This window comes from Xanthomonas sp. NCPPB 1067 (genome assembly GCF_020783795.1).
In the GTDB taxonomy this organism is placed as follows: domain Bacteria; phylum Pseudomonadota; class Gammaproteobacteria; order Xanthomonadales; family Xanthomonadaceae; genus Xanthomonas; species Xanthomonas melonis.
Map to the genome: position 1 here is coordinate 29,984 of NZ_JAJGQG010000009.1, position 22,247 is coordinate 52,230.

The 22,247-nt window shown below is 66.7% G+C and carries 18 protein-coding genes; 8 read left to right on the top strand and 10 right to left on the bottom strand.

Going from position 1 to position 22,247, the window contains the following annotated elements; all coding sequences use genetic code 11:
- Nucleotides 1-4: 4 nt before the first annotated feature.
- Entirely contained in the window at nucleotides 5-1,054 is a 1,050-nt protein-coding gene (locus LL962_RS09180) for an aldose epimerase family protein (protein WP_228316683.1), read from the bottom strand.
- Nucleotides 1,055-1,542: 488 nt separating this feature from the next.
- Between LL962_RS09180 and LL962_RS09185 the strand changes: the two genes are divergently transcribed.
- A complete protein-coding gene (locus LL962_RS09185) occupies nucleotides 1,543-2,892 on the top strand; it encodes a glycoside hydrolase family 16 protein (RefSeq protein ID WP_228316684.1) in 1,350 nt (449 codons plus the stop codon).
- 144 nt (nucleotides 2,893-3,036) lie between these two features.
- Here the strand turns inward: LL962_RS09185 and LL962_RS09190 are convergent, their stop codons facing one another.
- Entirely contained in the window at nucleotides 3,037-3,405 is a 369-nt protein-coding gene (locus tag LL962_RS09190; RefSeq protein WP_104584257.1) for a response regulator, read from the bottom strand.
- The gene (locus tag LL962_RS09195; protein WP_228316685.1) at nucleotides 3,398-4,561 is read right to left on the bottom strand and encodes a PAS domain-containing sensor histidine kinase; all 1,164 of its coding nucleotides are present in this window, start codon (nucleotides 4,559-4,561) and stop codon (nucleotides 3,398-3,400) included. The genes LL962_RS09190 and LL962_RS09195 overlap by 8 nt, the downstream gene beginning before the upstream one ends.
- A gap of 157 nt (nucleotides 4,562-4,718) precedes the next feature.
- Here LL962_RS09195 and LL962_RS09200 point away from each other — a divergent pair, with 157 nt between their 5' ends.
- The 6 genes from LL962_RS09200 (at nucleotide 4,719) to trxC (ending at nucleotide 11,676) form a co-directional block, all read left to right on the top strand.
- Nucleotides 4,719-7,886, top strand: a complete 3,168-nt coding sequence (locus LL962_RS09200) for a response regulator (protein ID WP_228316686.1) — start codon at nucleotides 4,719-4,721, stop codon at nucleotides 7,884-7,886.
- Nucleotides 7,859-8,707, top strand: coding sequence for a CheR family methyltransferase (locus LL962_RS09205; RefSeq protein WP_228316687.1), 849 nt, complete (start codon nucleotides 7,859-7,861; stop codon nucleotides 8,705-8,707). The genes LL962_RS09200 and LL962_RS09205 overlap by 28 nt, the downstream gene beginning before the upstream one ends.
- Nucleotides 8,704-9,288: a chemotaxis protein CheB gene (locus LL962_RS09210; protein WP_104584263.1), complete on the top strand. Its 585-nt coding sequence runs from the start codon at nucleotides 8,704-8,706 to the stop codon at nucleotides 9,286-9,288. Before LL962_RS09205 ends, LL962_RS09210 begins: the two co-directional genes overlap by 4 nt.
- A complete protein-coding gene (locus LL962_RS09215) occupies nucleotides 9,285-10,409 on the top strand; it encodes a hybrid sensor histidine kinase/response regulator (protein ID WP_104584265.1) in 1,125 nt (374 codons plus the stop codon). Before LL962_RS09210 ends, LL962_RS09215 begins: the two co-directional genes overlap by 4 nt.
- Nucleotides 10,410-10,697: 288 nt before the next feature.
- Nucleotides 10,698-11,063, top strand: coding sequence for a DUF1428 domain-containing protein (locus LL962_RS09220; RefSeq protein ID WP_104585507.1), 366 nt, complete (start codon nucleotides 10,698-10,700; stop codon nucleotides 11,061-11,063).
- Nucleotides 11,064-11,229: 166 nt separating this feature from the next.
- The gene (trxC, locus tag LL962_RS09225) at nucleotides 11,230-11,676 is read left to right on the top strand and encodes a thioredoxin TrxC (protein WP_104585508.1); all 447 of its coding nucleotides are present in this window, start codon (nucleotides 11,230-11,232) and stop codon (nucleotides 11,674-11,676) included.
- Nucleotides 11,677-11,781: 105 nt separating this feature from the next.
- Here the strand turns inward: trxC and LL962_RS09230 are convergent, their stop codons facing one another.
- Complete coding sequence (locus LL962_RS09230) at nucleotides 11,782-14,151, bottom strand: TonB-dependent receptor (RefSeq protein ID WP_228316688.1); 2,370 nt, start codon at nucleotides 14,149-14,151, stop codon at nucleotides 11,782-11,784.
- 288 nt (nucleotides 14,152-14,439) lie between these two features.
- Here LL962_RS09230 and LL962_RS09235 point away from each other — a divergent pair, with 288 nt between their 5' ends.
- Nucleotides 14,440-16,089, top strand: coding sequence for a glycoside hydrolase family 43 protein (locus LL962_RS09235; protein ID WP_228316747.1), 1,650 nt, complete (start codon nucleotides 14,440-14,442; stop codon nucleotides 16,087-16,089).
- A 287-nt stretch (nucleotides 16,090-16,376) separates the two neighbouring features.
- On the opposite strand, the gene LL962_RS09240 is transcribed toward LL962_RS09235, so the two are convergent.
- The 6 genes from LL962_RS09240 to LL962_RS09265 are packed head-to-tail and all read right to left on the bottom strand — an operon-like array spanning nucleotide 16,377 to nucleotide 21,793.
- Nucleotides 16,377-18,332 carry a response regulator gene (locus LL962_RS09240; RefSeq protein ID WP_228316689.1) on the bottom strand — a complete coding sequence of 652 codons (1,956 nt, stop codon included), beginning with the start codon at nucleotides 18,330-18,332 and terminating at the stop codon, nucleotides 16,377-16,379.
- A complete protein-coding gene (locus LL962_RS09245) occupies nucleotides 18,322-19,197 on the bottom strand; it encodes a sensor histidine kinase (RefSeq protein ID WP_228316690.1) in 876 nt (291 codons plus the stop codon). Before LL962_RS09245 ends, LL962_RS09240 begins: the two co-directional genes overlap by 11 nt.
- A complete protein-coding gene (locus tag LL962_RS09250; protein WP_104584273.1) occupies nucleotides 19,194-20,204 on the bottom strand; it encodes an ATP-binding protein in 1,011 nt (336 codons plus the stop codon). The genes LL962_RS09245 and LL962_RS09250 overlap by 4 nt, the downstream gene beginning before the upstream one ends.
- The gene (locus LL962_RS09255; protein WP_104584275.1) at nucleotides 20,195-20,590 is read right to left on the bottom strand and encodes an ATP-binding protein; all 396 of its coding nucleotides are present in this window, start codon (nucleotides 20,588-20,590) and stop codon (nucleotides 20,195-20,197) included. Before LL962_RS09255 ends, LL962_RS09250 begins: the two co-directional genes overlap by 10 nt.
- Entirely contained in the window at nucleotides 20,587-20,949 is a 363-nt protein-coding gene (locus LL962_RS09260; RefSeq protein WP_104584276.1) for an STAS domain-containing protein, read from the bottom strand. The genes LL962_RS09255 and LL962_RS09260 overlap by 4 nt, the downstream gene beginning before the upstream one ends.
- 1 nt (nucleotide 20,950) lies before the next feature.
- Nucleotides 20,951-21,793, bottom strand: a complete 843-nt coding sequence (locus LL962_RS09265; protein WP_228316691.1) for an STAS domain-containing protein — start codon at nucleotides 21,791-21,793, stop codon at nucleotides 20,951-20,953.
- Nucleotides 21,794-22,247: the final 454 nt, after the last annotated feature.

A 22,247-nucleotide genomic window follows, 5' to 3' on the forward strand; every position in this document is an offset into this window, starting at 1 on the left:
GGCTTCAGCGCTGCAGCGCGGCGCTGACCGCATCCCAGGGCAGATCCGGGCCGGGGCAGGCGAAACGGTAGGCGATGCGACGGCGGTAGACCTCGCCCGGACGCAGGATGGTCGATGGGAAATGCGGGTGGTTGGGCGCATCCGGATAGTCCTGCGGTTCCAGGCAGATGCCGCGGCCCAGTCCCGGATGATGCGCGTCCAGATGCTGGCCTTCGTAGAGCTGTACTGCCGGCGCATCGCTGTCGATGCGCATGGCCACGCCACTGTGCGGCGAGTACAGCTCGGCCACGCACGGCGCGCCATCGGCCAGGACCAGGCATTGGTCGTACCCCTTGCCGAGCACGATCTGCGGATGCGCCGGGTCGATCCGCCCGGCCAGCGCGGCAGCGGCGCGGAAGTCGAAGGGCGTGCCGGCCACCGATGCGATCTCGCCGGTCGGGATCGATTCGGCGTCCACCGGCAGGTAGCGATCCGCCGGCACCCGCAGCACTTGCAACGCGGCGCGCCGCTGCGGGTCGCCGGACAGATTGAAGTACGGATGGTGGGTCAGGTTCAGCGGCGTGGCGGCATCGCACTGCGCCTCGAACTCCAGCTGCAGGCTGTGACCGTGGAGCGCCAGTCGCGCACGCACCTGCAGGTTGCCGGGGTAGCCCTCTTCGCCATCGGGAGAGTCGTAGCCGAGCACCACCTGCTCGGGCGCCTGCTCCAGCAGCGTCCATACGCGCCGTCCGAAACCGCGCAAGCCGCCATGCAGCTGATTGCGCCCTTCGTTGGCCGCCAGCGTGTGGGTGACGCCATCCAGGGTATAGCGCGCACCGGCGATGCGATTGCCGAAGCGGCCCACCAGGATATTGAGGCTGTCGCCATCGGCGGCGTAGGCGGGCAGGTCCGGCAGGTTCAGCACCAGCGGCACCACGCCCTGTGCAGTGGTCAGGCGCAGCGCATGCAGGATCCCGCCATAGGTCAGCACCTCTGCCTCCAACCCTGCATCGCTGCGCAAGCGCAACGCATGAACCTCGGTCCCGTCTGGCAACTGCCCGAACACTCGCTGCATGGATGACCCCACCGCTCCTGGAAGCACGCGAGCATAGCGGCCTCGCATGTGCGCCGACCATGCCCGGGCGCACATCCCGGCGCCTTGCAGCGATGCGCCAGCCGCGCCGCGGCACGGCAAGCGCCAGCAGGTATGCGGTGGCACCCTCCCGCGCGGCCGGAGGCGCCCAGGCAGCCCGCGTGTTCGAACCTGCTGCGCACCACCGCCGGACCGGACCTGGGCGCACACGGAATTTCCCGCACTGCATCCGCACTCGGCGGCGCGCGCTTCTCCCGCGGTGTCTCCACGCACAGGCCTGCGGCGGTCAGGACTGCTGCCGCGCAGCATGCGGTGGTCGAGGTTTGCGACCGACGTCATATCAATGATTGATTATTCCGTAATGAACAACACGAAACGGCAAGGCGCCCGATAATTGCTTTGACACTGAACGACACGCTGCGCAGCGTCGCTGGTCCACGGGGCCCTATCCCGCGCCTGGAGAAGCACGCATGAACGTCTTACGCAGTGTGGCTGTGCAGCTGGCGGTAGTGCTGGGCGTGGTATCGATGCCGGAGGCAGCCGGCCAAGCGCTGGTATGGGAAGAGAATTTCAACGGGCCATCCATCGATGGCAACAAGTGGACCTACGATGTGGGTAATGGCTGCCAGATCGGCTTGTGTGGCTGGGGCAATGGCGAAATGCAGTACTACACCAGCCGCCCGGAGAACGCGCGCATCGTCAATGGCCGGCTGGTGATCGAAGCGCGCCGCGAGGCATTCCAGGGCATGCCATTCACCTCGGCACGGCTCAAGACCGAAGGCCGCATGCATTTCAGGTACGGCACCCTGGAGGCACGCATCAAGACGCCGGTGGTCGGCAATGGATTATGGCCGGCGTACTGGATGCTGGGCACCATCGGCGTGTGGCCGGGCCGGGGCGAAATCGATCTGATGGAAGCCGGCATGGCCGCGGCAATCGCCAATGGCACCGCCAATCGCCGCATCGGTGCGGCCGTGCACTGGGACTACAACGGGTCGCAGGCCGATTACGACACCAGCTACACGCATCCGGTGAATCTGCACGATGACTTCCATGTGTACCGCTTGACCTGGGACCCGCAGTTCCTGCGCGTGTCGATCGATGGACAGCAGTACTTCGAATTTGCGATCTCCAATATCGAAGGCGCCTCGCTGCACGAATTCCATCAGCAGCATTATCTGCTGCTCAATCTCGCCGTGGGCGGCACCTATACCGGCGTGACCTCAGCGGCGGCTGTCACCGCGCCGCTGCCCGGCAGGATGGAGATCGACTACATCCGCCTGTATCAGAATCCCGGATCGCAGCTGTACGTGGGCACGCAACACACGGTCCCTGCAGGCCGGTTCGGCGTGTTCACCGAGCAACCCGATACCAGCGCGCGGCTGACCTTCGGGCAGGATGCCGAACTGTATCTGTGGAACAACCTCACCCCGATCGCGCAGGCGCCGTTCGAGGGGCGCAGCGTGATGGCCTATCGCGCCAACGCAGGTAGCTGGTTCGGGCTGGGCGTTCAGAGCGATTACCGCAATCTGGCCGCCTATGCGGGCGGTGCGCTCAAGCTGCATCTGAAGACCACCACCCCGTCCACCTTCAAGATCGGCATCAACACCAGTTTCGGCGACAGCTGGGTGGATTTCGTGGCTGGCGGCAATCAGTACGGGCTGGTGCGCGACGGTGCCTGGCACGAGGTGAACATTCCGTTCAGCGCGTTCTACGACCTGGACCTGCAGGCGGTGAAACAACCCTTCATGCTGGTGGCCGACCCGCCGGCAGCGCCGGTGGAGATCGCCATCGACAAGGTGTATTACCAGAGCCGCTGATGCTGGCGGCGCAGGTGCTGTCCGCGCGTTTCGACGCATGGATGAAGGTGGCGATAAGTACTGGCTGCAACGCTGGCCCGAACTGGGTGATGCCCACGCCACGGCCAGCCGATGCACCGTCACAGCCCGGGCCGCAGCCGGCGATCAGGCGCTGGCCGCCACGCCCTTCAACATGTCGATGAGCTGGCGCAACCGATAGGGCTTGGGCAGGAAATCCACGTGCGCCGGCAAGGGCGGCAGCTGGGCCTTCGCGAAGCCCGAGGCCAGGATGACACGCGCCTGCGGCAGTAACTGCGCCACCTGTTCGCTCAATTCGATGCCCGACATGCCGTTGGGCATGCGGATGTCGCTGAATACCACATCGTAGGGGCCGCTCTCGCGCAGCATGCGCAATGCGCCGTGGCCATCGTCGGCGGTATCGACGGTGATCCCGGCATCGCGCAGCGCTTCGCCGATCAGCTCGCGCAGTTCTTCTTGGTCTTCCACCATCAGCAGGCGCAGGGATTCAATCATGCTCGGCCTCCTCGATGGCCGGGAGAAACAGGGTGACAGTGGTGCCGCGTCCTGGTGCGGAGTCGAGTTCGGCAAAACCGCCCGACTGGGACGCAAAGCCGAATACCTGGCTCAATCCCAGGCCGGAGCCCTTGCCCACGTCCTTGGTGGTGAAAAACGGTTCGCTGGCACGCTGCGCCACATGCATCGACATGCCCGGGCCATCATCGCGCACTGCGATGCCGACATAGCGCCGTGCGGTGCCATGCGGATCCGTGGGCGCGACGCGTCGCTGCACGCACGTACTCACCGTGATGGCACCGCCGGAATGCATCGCATCGCAGCTGTTGAATACCAGGTTGAGCAGCGCCGATTCCAGCAGGCTGGGATCCACGCAGACATCCGGCAGCGTCTCCGACAGCGCCGGACTCACGCCGACTCCGGCCGGGCACGCGCGTCGCAGCAATTCCAGGGCGTTCGCCACCACCGCGTTGGCGGCCCGCCGTTCCGGCGCCAGCCGCTGGCCGCGCGCGAACGACAGCAACTGGCGGGTCAGCAGCGTGCCGCGGTCGACCGCTGTCTGCGCTGTCTCCACCAGCATGCGCGTGCGCGCATCGTCGCCGGCGCGCTGCGCGATCAGGTCCAGGCTGGTCACCATCACCGTGAGCAGGTTGTTGAAGTCGTGCGCGATGCCCAGTGTCAGCCTGCCCAGCGCTTCGGTCTTCTGCGATTGCGACAACGCGTGCTGGACCTGTTGCAGCAGCCGTTCCGCCTGGTGGCGTTCGGTGACGTCGCGGGTGATCTTGGCGAAACCGACCAATACGCCGAATTCCAGCACCGGCTCGATCACCACGCTGGCCCAGAAACGGCTGCCGTCCTTGCGCAGGCGCCAGCCCTCGGTGGCCAAACGTCCCAGGCGCCTGGCCTGCTCGAGGTTGTCCATGGGCGTGTTGCGCTGCACGTCTTCCGGCAGGTAGAACCGCGAGAAATGCGTCCCCAGCACTTCGTCGGCACGATAGCCCTTGATGCGCTCACCGCCCGGATTCCAGCTGCGCACATGTCCACCGACATCCAGCATGTAGATGGCGTAATCGGAAACGCTTTGCACCAGCAGCCGGCACTGCCGGCTGTCGTGCGACAGCGGCCCCGCGTTGTCGATGGCCGTCTCCGCATCCATCTGACGCTGTTCCCCCAGCAAAAGCGCGCGACCTTAGTGACGCGCGCGTGAAAATCGCGTGCAAGCCATCGCGGCAGGAAAAGCGTCAAAAACCCGGCGATTTATGCATGAAACTTATCGGCTACCATGACCGCCCTCCCAGTTCGGTCCGCGCCTCATGCAGAACATCTCGACCACACGCGATCGCTGGATCTGGGTGATCGCGGGGGCCTTGATGGCCGGCACGCTGGGCGCGGAACTGATCACCCCGCTCGGCTATGCCGTGTGGCTGACCTACTTCGTGGCGGTCGGCGTCACCGTCTTCCAGAACCGTCTGCAGGCGCCGCTCGTAGCGGGCGTGTTGGCGTGCGTGCTGCTGGCCACCGGCTACCAGCTTGCGCCGCCCAGCACCAATTCGAGCTTTTCCTCGATCAACCGTAGCATCGGCGGCGTCTCGTTCCTGGCCATGGCGCTGGTGGTGATGCAGGCCATTCGTGCCCGCCGCCAGGCCGAAGTGGCGTTGTGGCTGCAGCAGGCCGAGAACAGGGTGGAAGCCAGCCTGCGCGGCGAGCAGAGCCCGCAGGAGCTTGCCGATGCCGCGATGCGTGCGCTGTGCGAGGTGCTGCAAGCGCAGGTGGGCGCACTGTATCGCGTCGAAGGCGATCGCCTGCGGCTGACCGGCGGCGCCGCATTGCCGGTGGACATGCCGGCCACCATGCCGAGCAACGCCGGGCAGTCGGGGGAGGTGTTGCAGCAGGTGAGCGTGCGCCGGGTGCGCGGCGTGGATGCCGGGCACCTGCAGATCGCCTCCGGTCTGGGCCAGAGTGCCTGCCAGGAGCTGTTGCTGGCACCGGTCACCGCCGATGGGCGGGTGATCGGCCTGCTGGAGCTTGGACGCGTCAGCGATGCGCGGCCGGCCGCCACGCGTGAGGACGATCTGCTGACCCGCTGCGGCGAGAACATCGGCCTGGCCCTGCGCACCGCTTTGCTGCGCGCACAGTTGGTCGCCCTGCTGGAGGAAACCCAGCGGCAGAGCGAGGAGTTGCAGACGCAGCAGGAAGAGCTGCGCGTGGCCAACGAGGAGCTGGAAGAACAGAGCCGCAGCCTGCAGCAGTCGCAGAGCGACCTGGAGCAGCAGCAGGCCGAACTGGAACAGACCAACGTGCAATTGGAAGAACGCACCCAGGCACTGGAGGCGCAGAAGCAGGCCTTGCTGGTGGCGCAGAACCAGCTGGTGCGCAATGGCAACGAGCTGGCGACCGCGTCGCGCTACAAGTCCGAGTTCCTGGCCAACATGTCGCACGAGCTGCGCACGCCGCTCAACAGCGCGCTGATCCTGGCCAAGCTGCTGGCCGACAACAAGGACGGCACACTCAGCGCCGAGCAGGTGAAGTACGCGCAGGCGATCCTGTCGTCCAACAACGACCTGCTGGCGCTGATCAACGACATCCTGGACCTGTCCAAGATCGAAGCCGGGCATGTGGAGCTGGCCGACGAAACCGTCGATACCGGCAGCATCGTGCAGCGGCTGCGCGACACCTTCGAACCGCTGGCACGCCAGAAGGGACTGACGCTGGAGATCGGCAGCGAGGTCGGCGCACCCAGTCAGTTGGTGGTCGACAGCCAGCGCCTGCAACAAATCCTCAAGAACCTGCTGGCCAACGCCATCAAGTTCACCGAACACGGCAAGGTGCGCCTGTCGATCCAGGCGCATACGCCAGGGCGGGTGCTGTTCAAGGTGGAAGACACCGGGATCGGCATTGCGCGCGAGCAGACCGAGGTGATTTTCGAAGCGTTTCGGCAGGCCGATGGCAGCACGCGGCGGCGCTATGGCGGCACCGGCCTGGGCCTGTCGATCTCGCGCGATCTTGCCCAACGCATGGGCGGCGGCATCCGCGTAGACAGCGAGCCCGGGCGAGGCAGTTGCTTCACGCTGGAACTGCCGACCGATGGCGCCCCGGCGGAAGCCGCTGCCGCGACTCACCCCGCAGCGGCTGTGCCATTGCCTGCACTTCCATCTGCATCCGCGCAGCGCCCACCCGGCGATGCGGCGTCTTCCACACGCCGGAGCGATGTCGGCGACGCGACATCCGCGCCGCCGCTGCCGATTCCCGCCACTGGCACCCTACCGCTGCAGCGTGCGCTCGACGATCGCGAGCAGCGCCTGCGTCCGGGCCGCCTGATCCTGGCGGTGGAAGACGAGACACGCTTTGCGCAGGCGCTGGTCGATCTGGCGCATGAACTGGACTTCGACTGCGTGGTGGCGCCGAATGCAGAAGAAGCGCTGCAGCTGGCCGCCGAACTGCGCCCCAGCGGCATCCTGCTGGACATCGGCCTGCCGGATGCTTCCGGCCTGAGCGTGCTCGAACGCCTCAAGCGCGACCCGGCCACGCGCCATATCCCGGTCCATGTGGTTTCCGCGCTGGAGCGCAGCCAGGTTGCGCTGGAACTCGGCGCGGTGGGCTACCTGATCAAGCCGGCCACGCGCGAACTATTGGCCGGCGCGATCCGGCAGCTGGAGGAAACCAATGCGCGCGCGGTGCGGCGCCTGCTGATCGTCGAAGACGACAGCGCCCTGCGTGCCAATCTGCAGTTGCTGCTGGCCCGCGACCAGCTGGAGATCGTGGCTGTGGGCACGATCGCCGAAGCGATGGAGCAGCTGGCCGGCTCCACCTTCGATTGCATGGTCACCGACCTGGCACTGCCGGACGGCAGCGGCTACGACCTGCTCGAACGCATGGCCGGCAATGATGAGGTCGCCTTCCCGCCGGTGATCGTCTATACCGGCCGCGCACTGACGCGCGACGAAGAGCAGCAACTGCGTCGTTACTCCAAGAGCATCATCATCAAGGGGGTGCGTTCGCCCGAACGCCTGCTCGACGAAGTCACCCTGTTCCTGCACAGCGTGGAAGCCTCGCTGCCCAGCGACCAGCAACGCCTGTTGCGCGAGGCGCGCCGCCGCGATGCGGTGCTGGACGGCGCCACCGTGCTGCTGGCCGAAGACGATGTGCGCAACATCTTCGCGCTGTCCAGCGTGCTCGAACCGCTGGGCGTGCGGCTGGAGATCGCACGCAACGGACGCGAAGCGCTGGAACGCCTGGCCGAGCGTGAGGTGGATCTGGTGTTGATGGACATCATGATGCCGGAGATGGATGGCCTCACCGCCATGCGGCAGATCCGCGCCAACCGCCAATGGCAGGATCTGCCCATCATCGCGCTCACCGCCAAGGCCATGGCCGACGACCGCGAACGCTGCCTGGAAGCCGGCGCCAACGACTACATCGCCAAGCCCATCGATGTGGACAAGCTGGTCTCGCTGTGCCGCGTCTGGTGCTCGCGGCAATGAATCCGGTGGAGCTGTTCGACCTGGAACTGCGGGTGCTGCTGGAGGCCGTCTACCAGCGCTATCACTACGATTTCCGCGACTATGCCGTGTCGTCCTTGCGGCGGCGCATGCGCCATGCGATGGCGCGCTTCGACTGCGCCCGCGTGGCCGACCTGCAGCACCGCCTGCTGCACGAGCCGGACACCTTTGCGCAGGCGATGCAGTTCTTCACCGTGCAGGTGTCGGAGATGTTCCGCGACCCGGCATATTTTCGCGTGTTGCGCGAGCATGCGCTGCCGGTGCTGCGCACCTACCCTTCGATCAAGCTGTGGGTAGCCGGCTGCAGTACCGGCGAGGAAGTCTGGTCGCTGGCGATCCTGCTGCACGAAGAAGGCCTGCTGGAGAAGGCGGTGATCTACGCCACCGACATCAATCCCGAGGCGCTCGGCATGGCCGAAGCCGGTGCCTACGGCATCGACCGCATCGCGCAGTTCAGCCGCAACTACCTGGATGCCGGCGGACTGGCATCGCTGTCGGACTACTACACCACCGCTTACGGCGGTGCGGTGTTCGATCGCCGCCTGAAACGCAACATCGTGTTCGCCGATCACAGCCTGGCCACCGATACGGTGTTCTCCGAGGTGCACCTGGTGTCGTGCCGCAATGTGCTGATCTATTTCAACCGCAGCCTGCAGGACCGTGCCGTGGGCCTGTTCTTCGAGGCGCTGGTGCATCGCGGATTCCTGGGCCTGGGCAGCAAGGAATCGTTGCAGTTCGGCGCGCATGCGCAAGCCTTCGAAACCTGCGCGCGCGAACAGCGCCTGTACCGGAAGGCCGCATGAGCGCCCTGCCCGCACGCCAGCGGTTCGATGCGGTGGTGATCGGCGCCTCGGCTGGCGGGGTCTCCGCGCTGCAGGCGTTGTTGTCCAGCCTGCCGGCCGCCTTGCCGATGCCGGTGCTGGTGGTGCTGCATCTGCCGCGTGACCGCGCCAGCCATCTGGCCGAGCTGATGGATGCGCGCTGCGCGCTGCCGGTGCGCGAGGCCGAGGACAAGCAGCCGCTGCTGGCCGGCAGCGTCGTCATCGCCCCACCCGATTACCATCTGCTGGTGGAAACCCGCAGCAGTCTTGCGCTGTCGATGGATGCGCCGGTGCTGTTCTCGCGCCCGGCGATCGACCCGCTGTTCGAATCGGCCGCCGATGTGTTTGCCGAACGCTTGCTGGCGATCCTGCTCACCGGCGCCAGCAGCGATGGCAGCGCCGGCGTGGCGGCAGTGCGCGCAGCCGGCGGCACTGCCTGGATCCAGCGTCCCGACGATGCCGCCTCCCCACTGATGCCTGCCTCCGCGCTTGCCCATGCCGGCGCCGACGCGGTGCTGACCCTGCAGGCGATCTGCAGCGAACTGGAAACCTTTCGCCCATGAACCTCACCGCGACCGGCCCTGCAGCGCACGGCGACGAACCCGCCAAGATCCTGATCGTGGACGATGTACCGCAGAATCTGGTGGCGATGGAAGCGCTGCTGCAGCGTGATGGCATCGAAGTGCTGTGCGCCGCGTCCGGCGCGCAGGCGCTGGAGTTGCTGCTCGAACACGATGTGGCGCTGGCCCTGCTCGATGTGCACATGCCGGAAATGGACGGCTTTTCGCTGGCCGAACTGATGCGCGGCTCGCAGCGCACGCGGCATGTGCCGATCATTTTCCTGACCGCCTCGCCGAACGATCCGATGCGCGCCTTCCAGGGATACGAGACCGGCGCGGTGGATTTCCTGCATAAACCCATCGAGCCGCACGTGATCCTGAGCAAGGTCAACGTGTTCATCGAGTTGTACCAGCAACGGCGGCTGCTCAAGGAGCGCAATGCCTCGCTGGAACGCGCACTCACGCTCAACGAAACCATGATGGCGGTACTCACCCACGACCTGCGCACGCCGCTGTCGGTCATCCTGGTGTGCGCCGATAAGCTCAGTCTGGACGTAGCGGCCGATGGCTCGGCGGCACGCACGCTCGACCATCTGGAAGGCAGCGCAAGGCGCATGGCGCGCATGGTCGAACAGTTGCTGGACTTCTCGCGCCTGCGCACCGATGGGTTGCCGATGCAGTTCGGCCCCTGCAATTTCGGCGAGGTGGCGCATGGCGTGGTGGGTGAGGTGGCGCAAGCCAATCCGCACACCACCATCGACCTGCGCACCGAGGGCGACCTGCACGGCGATGGCGACGGTGATCGGCTGGCCCAGGTGCTGTCCAATCTGGTCGGCAATGCCGTGCTGCATGGCGGCCAGCATCCGGTGCAGGTGCATCTGGACGGGCGCGAGGCCGACACGCTGCGGCTGTCGGTGCGCAATGCCGGGCAGATTCCGGACAGCCTGATGCCGCGCCTGTTCGAGCCGTTCAAGGCCAGCTTCCATGCCAGCCAGGGGTTGGGGCTCGGGCTGTTCATTGCCGATCAGTTCGTCCGGGCGCATGGCGGCACGCTGCAGGCCCGTAACGAAGACGGCGAGGTGGTGTTCGAGGCCAGGCTGCGCCGCCGCAACCTGGCCGCCTGAGCGCCGCGCAGCGTTTTCGATCGTCCTGCTGCTACAGCCCGCATCGCATACGCGACCGCCTCCGCTGCCAGCGTGGGCCCGGCGCCTGATTGTCCAGGCCCAGGGCGTCAGGCAGCCGCCGCCATGCGGACTCAAGCAGTGCCGCCGCGCCGCTTACGCCGTATGCTCGTGCGGCAAGCGCGCTGGATGCACGCTCCTGCCCCCACGGCTGCCCACGTTCTTGGTCGCACCAACATCCCTTGGTCATCCTCAGGTGCACGCCGTGCACCGGAGTCTACGGAGGTGGTTATGTCGTATGTCGATGGTTTTGTGCTCGCCGTGCCCACGGCCAACAAGGAGGCATTCGTTGCGCACGCGCGCATGGGCGATGCCCTCATCATGGAATACGGTGCGCTGCGCGTGGTGGAGTGCTGGGGCGACGACGTCCCCAAGGGGCAATGGACCGACTTCTACCGCGCCGTCGATGCCGGCGAAGACGAGACCGTGGTGTTTTCCTGGATCGAATGGCCGGACAAGGCCACGCGCGACGAGGGCATGCGCAAGATGATGGAAGACCCACGCATGGATCCGTCGGTCAACCCGATGCCTTTCGATGGCAAGCGCATGATCTACGGCGGCTTCGTTCCCACCGTGGTGCTGGGGCAGTCGGCCTGAGCGGGCGGCGTGTTCTGCGGCGGCCGTCCGTGGTGCAGCACCGTGTGGATGACGAGCACGGCAGGCGGGGTTCGCGTGTCGCCGCTACACTGGCGGCCCGCGGCCGCGTTCGCCGCCAGTGCTGGCCGAACGCGGCGACCACCTCGCACGCCGACCGGAGGCCCGCATGACCGACGCACCGCTGCTGATCGCCTGCCCGCACTGCGCGTCGATGAACCGCATCGCACGTGCGCGCCTGCACGATGCGCCCAACTGCGGCCACTGCCACCGCCCGTTGTTCGTGGGCGCCCCGGTGGCGCTGTCTGCTGCCGATTTCGACAAGCACGCCGTGCGCAGCGATCTGCCGCTGGTCGTGGACTTCTGGGCGCCGTGGTGTGGGCCATGCGTGAGCATGGCACCGCAGTTCGCCGCTGCCGCACCGACGCTGGAACCGCAGGTGCGGCTGGCCAAGGTGGACACCGACCTGCACCCGGCGCTGGGCACGCGTTTCGGCATCCGCAGCATCCCCACCCTGCTGGTGATCCGCAGCGGGCACGAAGTTGGCCGCCATTCCGGTGCGGTGAGCAGCGCGCAGATCGTCGGCTGGGTGCGTTCGGTGTTGAGCAATCGGTGATGCAACAAAAAGGCCAGCTGCGCATGCACGCAACCGGCCCGGGTACGAAGGCAAGTATCACGGCGACGCATCCGCCGCCGTGATTGCGCTTAACCGATCGAGGCATTACTGCCAGTTGACGTTGACCGACACGCCCACGATGCGCGGCTCGTTGTAGACCGCGGCCATGTAGTTTTCGATCACACCCTTGACGTTCTTTTCGTTGGTGATGTTGCGTGCGAACGCAGCCACTTCCCACGCACCATAACCGCCGGTGTAGCCCAGCTTGAGGCCGCCTTCGAAATTGCCGTCGGCGCGGAACTCGGTGGAGTCGTACAGCACGAAGCTGGTCTCGCCCTGCCTGTTCCAGTCGGTGGAGACGAAGAACGCGCCGTCGTTGCCCATCGGGATGTCGTAGCGCGCGGCCAGGTTGAGGTTGTACTTGGGCGCGTTCGGCAGCGGGTTGCCGTCGATCTGCGCGAAGGTATTGGCACCCACGCGGATGGTCGGATCGTTGACGGTGCACACCACCACGCCATTGAGCGCGCAGGCCTGTGCGTAGACGCGTTTGTCGTGGATTTCGCTATGCAACAGGCTCAGGCCGGCGGTGAGCGACAGGTTGGAGATCGGGCGCCAGTCCAGATCCGCTTCCAGGCCGTAGGCCTTGGCCTTGTCGGCGTTGAACAGCACGCCGTTGCCGTCCGAATCGTTGCCGTTGAGCTGGATGTCATCGACGGTATAGGTGAAGCCGCTGACATTCAGACGCAGGCGATTGTCGAACAGGCTGCTCTTGATGCCGGCTTCCCAGGACAGGATGGTTTCCGAATCGGCGGTGGTGAAGTCCGAATTGAACACCGCGCTGCGGCCCTGGATGGTGGGGCCGCGGAAGCCGCGCGCCACGCGTGCATACACGCTCAACTCCGGGTTGAATTCATACATGGCGCTCAGGTCCCAGCTGGGCTGGGTATCGGACAGGCGCACGTCGCGCCGGCCGCGGTAGGTCACCACGCCGGCGGCGGTATCGGCGCTCTTGAGCAGGCGGGTTTGCTTGGTGTCCCTGGTCTGGCGGATGCCGGCGGTCAACGTCAGCGCATCGGTGGCCTTGTAGCTCAGCTGACCGAAGCCGGCCCAGGAGGTGTTGGTGTTGCGCAGGCGCACCCAGTTGTTGGGATTGCGCGCGGCGGTTTGCAGGAAATACGCACGCTGGTAGAAATCGGTGGTGTCGCGGCCATCGAAATAGAATGCACCCAGCTGCCATTGCAGGACGTCGTCGCCTTCGCTGGCCAAACGCAGCTCCTGGGTGTACTGGTCCAGATCGCGGATCTGTCCCATCGACTGGCCGAAGCCGTTCGGCACGCCATTGACCGGGTAGTTCGCAGCAGCGCCGCCGTCGGTGTCGCCACGGCTGTAGCCGGAGGTGGTTTCATAGGCGCTGATCGAGGTCAGCGACACACCGCCGAAATCGTAGATCGCCTTGATCGAGCCGCCGTCGGTCTGATACGCCTGCGGGTTGTCGTGGGCTTCGTCGTAGGCCACGCGATCACGCGGTGCGTCGACCTTGTCGCTGCCGCGCTTCACTGCATTGCGCAGGAACAGGGTGGACGTGCCGTCGTAATCGCGCGTATGCACCGAGCCCAGCAACGAGAACGCATCGTTGGGCTTCAGTAGCACCTGCAGGCGCGCATTGCGGTCGTCGTAGCCGCCCATCGCGTCCTTGCGGGGCGTGCGCGTGCCGTCGGCGCTGCTGCCGGCAAAGGTGTTGTCCACCCAATCGTCGCGGTGCTGGTACAGGGCCGACACGCGGAACGACAGCACATCGTTGATCGGCCCGCCGAAGCCGCCATCCAGCGACACGGTGTTGTAACTGCCGTAGCTTGCATCGAGACGGCCGGTGTACGTATCGCCGGGCCTGACCGTGTCGAACTTGACGATGCCGGCGGTGGTGTTGCGGCCGAACAGGGTGCCCTGCGGGCCGCGCAGTACCTCGACCTGATCCACGTCGTAGACCGGGTTGGATTTGAGCACCACGTGTTCCAGCACCACATCGTCCTGGATGATGGACACCGGCTGCGAGGCACCCAGGTAGAAGTCGATGTTGCCCAGGCCGCGGATATAGAAGCGCGGGAAGATGCGCCCGGTGGTGGTCTCGGCGTAGAAGCCGGGCACGCGACCGGACAGCGCCAGCAAGGTGTCGTCGCCACCGGCGGTGTATTGACGCATCGCCGCACCCTGCACCACGCCCACCGACACCGGCACCTCCTGCAGGTTCTGCTCGCGGTGTTCGGCAGTGACGGTCACCGCATCCAGCGCGGTTGGACTGGCCTGGTCCTGGCCCGTCGGCGTCTGCTGCGCGGAGGCGGCAGCCGCCATCGACGCGAGCAGCAGACCGGTGCAGGCGCGCGCCAGTGGCGTGCGCTGCAACGTGATACGGCGGCAGGCAGCGGCGCGCGAAGCGGCGGACGGCGGCGACGGCAAGACAGGCGAGTACAGCGACATGCAGATGGATCCTTGAATGGATGATGCGAGGATGAGTCCGTTCGGTATGGGCAGCCCGGACGGAAGCGCCGCGCGGCGCCGCGCGCACGATATGTCAGCAATATTGCAGCGCAATGGCAGACGCGCCGGCCGACACGATAGTTCGCGTCGGGCGCGCCATGCCGGAGTGCGTGCGCGGCATTGAAAATCGTCATGCCTCGCCCGACCCGAAACTGTCATGCTGGCTGCCAGGCTGGCCCCAGGTCGGCTGGCGACGATGAGGAGGCTGTCTTGAACCGATTTGGATGGATGTTGGGCATGCTGGCCGCGGCGAGCTGTCAGCTGGCGCACGCGGGCAACGCACTGATCGGCCGGGTGGACTATCAGGGCGACGACGGCGGCCCGGTGCCGACGCAGACGCAGTATCGCAACCCGGTCGTGGCCGGTTTCTATCCGGACCCGTCGGCGATCCGGGTGGGCGACGACTTCTATCTGGTCAACTCCACGTTCGGCTATTTCCCCGGCCTGCCGGTGTTCAAGAGCAGCGACCTGGTGCACTGGACCCAGATCGGCAATGCGATCGATCGCCCGTCCCAGATCAAGTACGGCAACGACGAACTGACCCGCGGCCTGTTCGCCGCCAGCATCAGCCACCACGACGGCACGTTCTACATTGCCAACACCTGTTTCTATTGCGACGGCGGCAACTTCCTGATCACCGCCAGGGATCCGGCCGGGCCGTGGTCCGATCCGATCTGGCTGGATGCCAAGGGCATCGACCCGTCGCTGTTCTTCGACGACGACGGCAGCGCCTGGCTGGTCCACAACGACGTGCCCGAGGGCAAGATGCGGTACGAGGGACATCGTGCGATCTGGCTGCAGCAGCTGGATCTGGCCAGCATGAAATTGATCGGCACGCGCCAGATGATCCGGGATTCGGGCTTCCAGCCGGCCACCAATCCCGAACACATCGAGGGCCCCCACCTGTTCCGCCACAAGGGCTACTACTACCTGACCGCGGCCGAAGGCGGCACCGGCGAACAGCACGCGCAGATGATCTACCGCAGCCGCAAGATCAACGGACCGTACGAGGCCTGGAGCGGCAACCCGGTACTCACCCAGCGCGATCTGGATCCCGGCCGCAGTGCGCCGATCACCTCGACCGGGCACGCACAGTTCGTCGAGCTGAAGGACGGCTCGTGGTGGGCGGTGTTCCTGGCCACCCGCCCCTACCGGGGCAACCAGTACAACCTGGGCCGCGAAACCTTCCTGCTGCCGGTGACCTGGCGCGACGGCTGGCCGGTGGTGCTGCCGCACGGGAGCGCCGTGCCGGCGGTGACCACGCGTCCGGCGCTGCCGAAAGGCACGCAGGCCATGCCCACCAGCGGCCCGATGCAGTGGAGCGAGCGCTTCCAGGCGGCGCGGGTACCGATGCAGTGGATGACCTTCCACCCGCCGGTGCAACCCTGGTACGTGCCCGGACCGCAGGGCCTGCGCATCACGCCATCGAAGGTGGCCTTGGGCGATATCGGCCGCGGCCAGCCGGCGTATCTGGGCCACCGCCTGCAGCATCATCACGCCACCCTGCTGGCACAGGTGGATGGCAGTGCCCTGGCGCCCGGCGAACAGGCCGGCCTGGCGGTGGTCGCCAAGGAAAGCCATTTCCTGGCAGCGATGCTGGCACGCGACGACGCCGGCACCGCAGTGGTGCTGTATCGCCGCGCGGGCTTGCAGGATCCGGCCACCGGCAGCGTGCTGGCACGTGCGCCACTGCCCGATGCCACACAACCGGTGCAGTTGCGCTTCGCCTTGGATGGCGCGCGGGTGCGCGTGGACTATGCCGTGGGTACCGGCCAATGGCGGACCCTGCTCGAGCAGGGCGATGCCAGCATCCTCAGCACCGACACGGCCGGCGGTTTCCTGGGCGCCACCTTCGGTCCGTACGCGTATGCGCGCTGAATACTCTCGGCGCGTGGCATGACGGCAGCGCCCGGCTGTGCGATCGGCGATCGCAGCCTGGCGGTGCGAGGGTTCTCCGATGCGGGTTACGCCTGGGCGACGCCCCTGAAGTGACGCCCCGCAGGCGATGGCGATCACATGCACGCTGCCGCACACGTGCTCGCCGCTGGTGCGCGGCGGCATGCACGTCCAACGAAGAATCGATCAGCGCGCGCCTGCGGCGGCGGATTGCCAGACAACGTGCCACCGCTCTGCATCGGGAGCGGCTTCACTTTCCGCATGCGCCGCTACGCGCGCGTCAGCGCACTGCTGTCGAGCATCTGCCCCACGGTATTGAGCAGGTCGTTGAGGCTGAAGGGCTTGGGCAACAAGGCCATGCCGTCGGCCAGGAATTCCTGCCGGGTGATGGCGTTTTCTGCATAGCCGGTGATGAACAGGATCGGCAGCCCCGGCCGCAACGTGCGCGCCACGTCGGCCATGTCGCGCCCGTTCATGCCGGGCAGCCCGACGTCCGAAACCACCAGATCGATGGCCACTTCGGTGCGCAGATGCGCCAACGCACTGTTGGCATCTTCGGCCTCGATCACCTGATATCCGGCGTCGCTGAGCACCTCGCTGACCATCACCCGCACCACATCGGTATCGTCCACCAACAGGATGCGCGCATTGTGTGTGCGCGGCGCGCTCGGTGCCGGTGCTGGCGGCAGTTCGCCGGCGGCCAGACCGCGCGGCAGCAGCAGGGTCACCGTCGTGCCCTCGCCCGGCCGGCTGGCGATCCGCGCGGTGCCGCCGGACTGGCGCGCGAACCCATAGGTCATCGACAGCCCCAGGCCGGTTCCCTCGCCGATGGGTTTGGTGGTGAAGAACGGTTCGAACACCTGGTTGAGGATGTCTGGCGCGATCCCGCTGCCGTTGTCGATCACCTTCACCGCCACGTAATCGCCGTCGTCCAGCTCGGGGTCGTCGTGCGCGGTATGCGCGGCGGTCTGTACGCAGATGCTGCCCTGGCCCTGCACCGCATCGCGGGCATTGATCACCAGGTTGAGCACCACGTTTTCCAGCTGATTGGCATCGGCTACCGCCACCAGCGCGGCATCGGCCAGCTCCAGGTCCAGCCGAACGTTCTCGCCGATCGAACGGCGCAACATGTCTTCCAGCGAACGCACGCGCAGATTGACGTCGAACGGCTGCGCGTCCAGCGATTGCTTGCGCGCGAAGGCGAGCATGCGCTGGGTCAGCGCCGCGGCGCGGTGCGCCGATCCGGTGGCGATCTCCGCCAGGCGCGGCACCCGCTCGATACGGTTTGATTCCACCGCCAGCTGGATCATGTCCAGACCGGAGATGATGCTGGTGAGCAGGTTGTTGAAGTCGTGCGCGATGCCGCCGGTGAGCTTGCCCAGCGCCTCCATCTTCTGCGCCTGCAGCAGCTGGATCTCGGTGCGCTGGCGCTCGGCGATCTGGTGCGCCAGCTCGGTGTTGGCAGTGTCCAGCTCCTGACGCTGCGCGCGCTCGCGCCGACGCTGCTCGGTCACGTCCTCAACCATCAGCAGTCCGAGATCCGGCTCGCGATATGGCGACACCCGCCATTCGGTCTCGCAGGGCTTGCCGTCGCGCAGGATGGTCAACGCCCCGCTCCAGCGCTCGCGATCGGCCAGCGCAGCAGTCAAGGCCTGCACCGTGCCCGCCTGCTCCGGACCTGCGGCGCGGATCGCCTCGCCCGGGCTGGCGTCGCCGATCAGGCGCTGGAACGCGGCATTGCTCTCATGCGTGCGCAATTGCGCATCCACCACCGCGATCGGCGCGCTGATGTGTTCGAAGATCTCGCGAAAGCGCGCCTCGCTGACACGCAAAGCTTCTTCGGCCTCGCGCGCGCGCAGCAGCGTGCGCAGCGTGGCGACCAGCACATTGGGATCCACCGGGTGGATCAGGTAGGCATCGGCGCCGGCATCCAGCCCGGTGATCATGTCGCCGGTGGCGATCGATGCGGCCGAGACGTGCACCACCGGCAGCAGCGCCGTGCGCGGCTCGGCACGCAGCGCGCGTACGACATCGAAACCGCTCATGTCCGGCAGGTTGACGTCCAGCACCACCGCAGCGAAGGACTGTGTGGCGAGCCGGTCCAGGCCCTCGCCGCCGGTGCCGGCCTCCTCCACCGCGAAGCGATGATGCTCGAGCACGCGACGCACCGAATAGCGCGTCACGGCATTGTCGTCCACGACCAGGATGTGGTGCTTACTGCCCAAGTGCCTTCTCCGCTGCCAGCGTGACCGGCAGTACCACGAAAAATTCCGAGCCCTGGCCCACTACGCTGTTGATGCCAACATGCCCGCCAAGCAGTTCGGCAAACCGCTTGCAGATCGACAGGCCGAGCCCTGTGCCGGTCAGCCGCTTCTGCAGCGGCGAGTCCACCTGTACGAAATCCTCGAACAAGGCCTCGTGAAGTTCGGCGGGAATGCCGATGCCGGTGTCCTGCACGCTGAAGCGCACATGGCTCTCGTCCTCCAGCTGCGCCAGCACGCGCACATGGCCCTGCGGGGTGAACTTGAGTGCATTGGAGATGAAGTTGCGCAGGATCTGCGCCAGCTTCTTGTCGTCGGTATAGAGCATCGGCAGCACCGGCGGATCTTCGAAGATCAAGGTGGTGGTGGTGCCGTCGGCGAGCGGACGGAACATGCCGCGCAGGGCGGCGAACAGATCCATCAGATCGAACCAGCCCGGCGAAATGGTGATGCGGCCTGCCTCGATCTTGGCCAGATCCAGCAGGTCGTCGACCATCTCGGTGAGCTCGCGCGCCGAAGCGCTGACGAAGCGCACCTGTTTGAGCTGCTCGCCGTTGAGCGGCCCGTCCATGCCATCCTCCAGCAACCGCGTGATGCTCAGGATCGATCCCAGCGGGGTACGGAACTCATGGCTCATGTAGGACAGGAACCGGCTCTTGAGCTCGGAGACGTCGCGCAGCTGTTCGGCCTGCTGGTCCAGTTCGGCATACAACGCGAGCACGCCCTGATTGGTCTCCTCCAGCTCCTCGCGCAAGGCCTGATTCTGCTGGCGCAGCGCAGCCAGTTCGGCCAGCGGATCGCTGCCCGGTGTCGCATCGGATGCGGTCATTGCATGGCTCCCAGACGCATGACGAAAACGCAGGCATCGTCGCGGCCGCGGGCGTAGTCGCGTGCCAGCACTGCGGCGATGATGCGCGGATGGCGCGACAGCAGCCCCGGATGGTCGCGCAGGTTCCAGCGCGACTGCAATCCATCGCTGTGCATGACCAGCCATCTGCCCGCCGCCTGTGGAAAATCGAACGGTTGTGCCTTTCGGAACTGCACGCCGACGATGCCCGGATGCGAGGGCATGCCCCGCACGCCGTCGCCATCGCACAGCGTCGCGGCAATATTGCCCACCCCGGCAAAGCGTGCCCGGCCGGTGTCGGCGTCGAACTGCAGCACCGCCGCCGCGCCGCCGCGGGTGCCGGACATGCCCGCATGCAGCCGCGCGAGGCGCTCGCCGGGCTCGCCGCTGGCAATCGCCGCGGCACGCACGCCGGCATCGGCGGCGTCGGCCGCCCCCGGTCCATGGCCCAGACCGTCGATGACGGTCACGGTGATGCGCTGCGCATCGATTGCCAGGTGCCAGGCATCGCCGCACGCCGCTTCGCCGTGCAAGGGCAGGCGCAGGGCGCCATACGGCAGGTCGGCCGCCAGGTCGGGATCGGCGTACACGCGGGCCAGTACCACCGCGCCATGGGTATCAGAATAGGCGTCCAGCAGCGCGGCATGCCGCTGTACCGTGCCGAGGCCGTTCCCGGGCGTGCGACCGGTGGAGTATCCATCCGGCAGGCAGTCGGCAAGCACGAAACCCGGGCCTTGATCGAGCGAGCACAGCTCCACGCCCGGACCGTCGCGGCCGGCCACGCTGCACAGCTGCATCAGCCCGCCGCCGGCATGGTTGAGCAGGTTGGTGCACAGTTCGGTGGCCACCAGGGCGACGCGTCCGCAGCCGTCCTCGTCGAAACCGCTGGCCTGGGCCAGCGCCACCGCGTCGCGACGCACCTGCCCCACCTGGGTGGCCTCCTCCACGCGGATCACCTGGGTGAGCGCGCCGCTGAAGGTCACTTCCATTTGGTGATGGTGATGCGGGTACCCTTGCCGGCTGCGCTGTCCAGGACGAAGTCGTCCACCAGGCGCCGGCTGCCGGACAATCCCAGGCCCAGCCCGCTGCCGGAGGTCCAGCCGTCGGTCAGGGCCAGGTCCAGATCCGGGATGCCAGGCCCCTGGTCGCGAAAGGTCAGCTGCACACCCTTGCGGCTGCCGCTGTCCAGCAACGTCCAATCCATATCGCCGCCACCGCCGTAGATCACGGTATTGCGCGCCAGTTCGCTGGCCGCAGTCACCAGCTTGGTCTGGTCGACCAGCCGTAGCCCGCATTGCACCACCAGCTTGCGCACGGTCTGCCGTGCCAGTACCACGTCCTGTTCGGTGCGCACCGGTTGCGAGCCGGCGGTCATGAATGCTGATCGGGTTGTTGCAGCAGACGCATGCCGCGTTCGACATCGAGTGCGGTGCGCACCGATGGCAGGGTCAGGCCCAGCTCGACCAGGGTGATCGCCACCGCCGGCTGCATGCCCACCACCACGGTCTGGGCGCCCATCAGCGCAGCCAGCCCGGAAATGGTGCTGATCATGCGACCGATGAACGAGTCGACGATATCCAGCGCCGAGATATCGATCAGCACGCCGCGCGCGGAGGTGGCGCTGATCTTCTCCGACAGGTCTTCCTGCAGCTGCAGCGCCAGCTGGTCGTGCATGTCCACCTGGATGGTGACCAGCAGCAACTGGCCCATCCGCAGGATTGGGATGCGCTCCATATCAGTCCGCCTTGCTCACGATCGAGCCGGTGCGCTTGAGCGCCAGCGCCAAAGCATCGGCCAGGTTGGCCTTGGTCACGATGCCCTGCAGATCCAGCCCCAGGTGCACGATGGTCTGCGCGATCTGCGGACGCACGCCGCTGATGATGGCGTCGGCGCCCATCAGCCGGATCGCGGTGACGGTCTTGAGCAGATGCTGCGCCACCAGGGTGTCCACGGTGGGCACGCCGGTGATGTCGATGATGGCGATTTCCGAGCCGGTATCGACGATGCGCTGCAACAGCGACTCCATCACCACCTGGGTACGCTGCGAATCCAGCGTGCCGATCATCGGCAGCGCCAGCACGCCGTCCCACAGCTTCACCACCGGCGTGGACAGCTCCAGCATCTCTTCCTGCTGGCGCACGATGATGTCCTCGCGGGTCTTCTGGAATGTCTTGACGGTGTACAGGCCCAGGCGGTCGAGCAGTTCGGACAGCGCCCACAACTGCGGGCCGAGTTCGTCGGGCATGCTGGCGTACTCGCGCTGCACCAGCGCGAACAGCACTTGCTTGAGCGAGAAGATGAAGTTGGCGGTTTCCTGCGAATCGAAACCGCGGGTGGCGCGGTCGCGCGACAGGGTTTCCAGGAAGCGGCGCACCTCGCTCCATTCGGCGCTGTCCAGGCTGCTGCCGTCGTCCTTCAATGCGGCCACCAGCAGGCTCAGGAACTGCGCGCTCTGGGTTTCCAGGTCCTGCCGAGGGAGGCGCGCATCGTTGCCAACGCCGGAGCCGAGCCAGGCGGCCAGCAATGCCTGTTCCTGGTCACGAATCGCGTCGATCGAGCGCTGCTGCAATGCCACCATGAGATCACCCGCCGGAAGATAAGAAGAAGGCTGGGCATGCGGGCCGGATGCGCCCGTGACGACGCGGCGTCCCCCACGCCGATGCGCAGCAGAGTAAAGCAATTCAGATTCGGCAACCAGCGACGCACCCTGTAGCAGTCAGGTGAGGCCGGCGCTGCAGTGTGACATCGCGGTGTCGGCGCCGACCGTGCGCCGTGCCACGCCTGCGCACATGGGCACGGCCACCTCGCCTGTAGCGATCGCCGCGACCGGCGACCGGCAATCGGCGAGTGGGGCCGCGCAACCCGGTGTCGGCCACAGCCACGGCGCTGCGCTGCGCGAACCACGTCGACCGACGCCGGCGTGGTGTACGACCGCTGCGTCGGTGCATGGCGCGACACACCGTTCCAGCGGTCACGGCGTGCAGGCGAGCGTACGCCATGTGCGCCTGCCGCATCCGTTCCGGCGCAGGCGC

What these genes read in the sequence shown, in the direction of transcription:
- LL962_RS09180 (WP_228316683.1), bottom strand. Translation starts at nt 1,054, where the DNA reads ATGCAGCGAGTGTTCGGGCAGTTGCCAGACGGGACCGAGGTTCATGCG.
- LL962_RS09185 (WP_228316684.1), top strand. Translation starts at nt 1,543, where the DNA reads ATGAACGTCTTACGCAGTGTGGCTGTGCAGCTGGCGGTAGTGCTGGGC.
- LL962_RS09190 (WP_104584257.1), bottom strand. Translation starts at nt 3,405, where the DNA reads ATGATTGAATCCCTGCGCCTGCTGATGGTGGAAGACCAAGAAGAACTG.
- LL962_RS09195 (WP_228316685.1), bottom strand. Translation starts at nt 4,561, where the DNA reads ATGGATGCGGAGACGGCCATCGACAACGCGGGGCCGCTGTCGCACGAC.
- LL962_RS09200 (WP_228316686.1), top strand. Translation starts at nt 4,719, where the DNA reads ATGCAGAACATCTCGACCACACGCGATCGCTGGATCTGGGTGATCGCG.
- LL962_RS09210 (WP_104584263.1), top strand. Translation starts at nt 8,704, where the DNA reads ATGAGCGCCCTGCCCGCACGCCAGCGGTTCGATGCGGTGGTGATCGGC.
- LL962_RS09215 (WP_104584265.1), top strand. Translation starts at nt 9,285, where the DNA reads ATGAACCTCACCGCGACCGGCCCTGCAGCGCACGGCGACGAACCCGCC.
- LL962_RS09220 (WP_104585507.1), top strand. Translation starts at nt 10,698, where the DNA reads ATGTCGTATGTCGATGGTTTTGTGCTCGCCGTGCCCACGGCCAACAAG.
- trxC (WP_104585508.1), top strand. Translation starts at nt 11,230, where the DNA reads ATGACCGACGCACCGCTGCTGATCGCCTGCCCGCACTGCGCGTCGATG.
- LL962_RS09230 (WP_228316688.1), bottom strand. Translation starts at nt 14,151, where the DNA reads ATGTCGCTGTACTCGCCTGTCTTGCCGTCGCCGCCGTCCGCCGCTTCG.
- LL962_RS09235 (WP_228316747.1), top strand. Translation starts at nt 14,440, where the DNA reads ATGTTGGGCATGCTGGCCGCGGCGAGCTGTCAGCTGGCGCACGCGGGC.
- LL962_RS09245 (WP_228316690.1), bottom strand. Translation starts at nt 19,197, where the DNA reads ATGACCGCATCCGATGCGACACCGGGCAGCGATCCGCTGGCCGAACTG.
- LL962_RS09250 (WP_104584273.1), bottom strand. Translation starts at nt 20,204, where the DNA reads ATGGAAGTGACCTTCAGCGGCGCGCTCACCCAGGTGATCCGCGTGGAG.
- LL962_RS09255 (WP_104584275.1), bottom strand. Translation starts at nt 20,590, where the DNA reads ATGACCGCCGGCTCGCAACCGGTGCGCACCGAACAGGACGTGGTACTG.
- LL962_RS09260 (WP_104584276.1), bottom strand. Translation starts at nt 20,949, where the DNA reads ATGGAGCGCATCCCAATCCTGCGGATGGGCCAGTTGCTGCTGGTCACC.
- LL962_RS09265 (WP_228316691.1), bottom strand. Translation starts at nt 21,793, where the DNA reads ATGGTGGCATTGCAGCAGCGCTCGATCGACGCGATTCGTGACCAGGAA.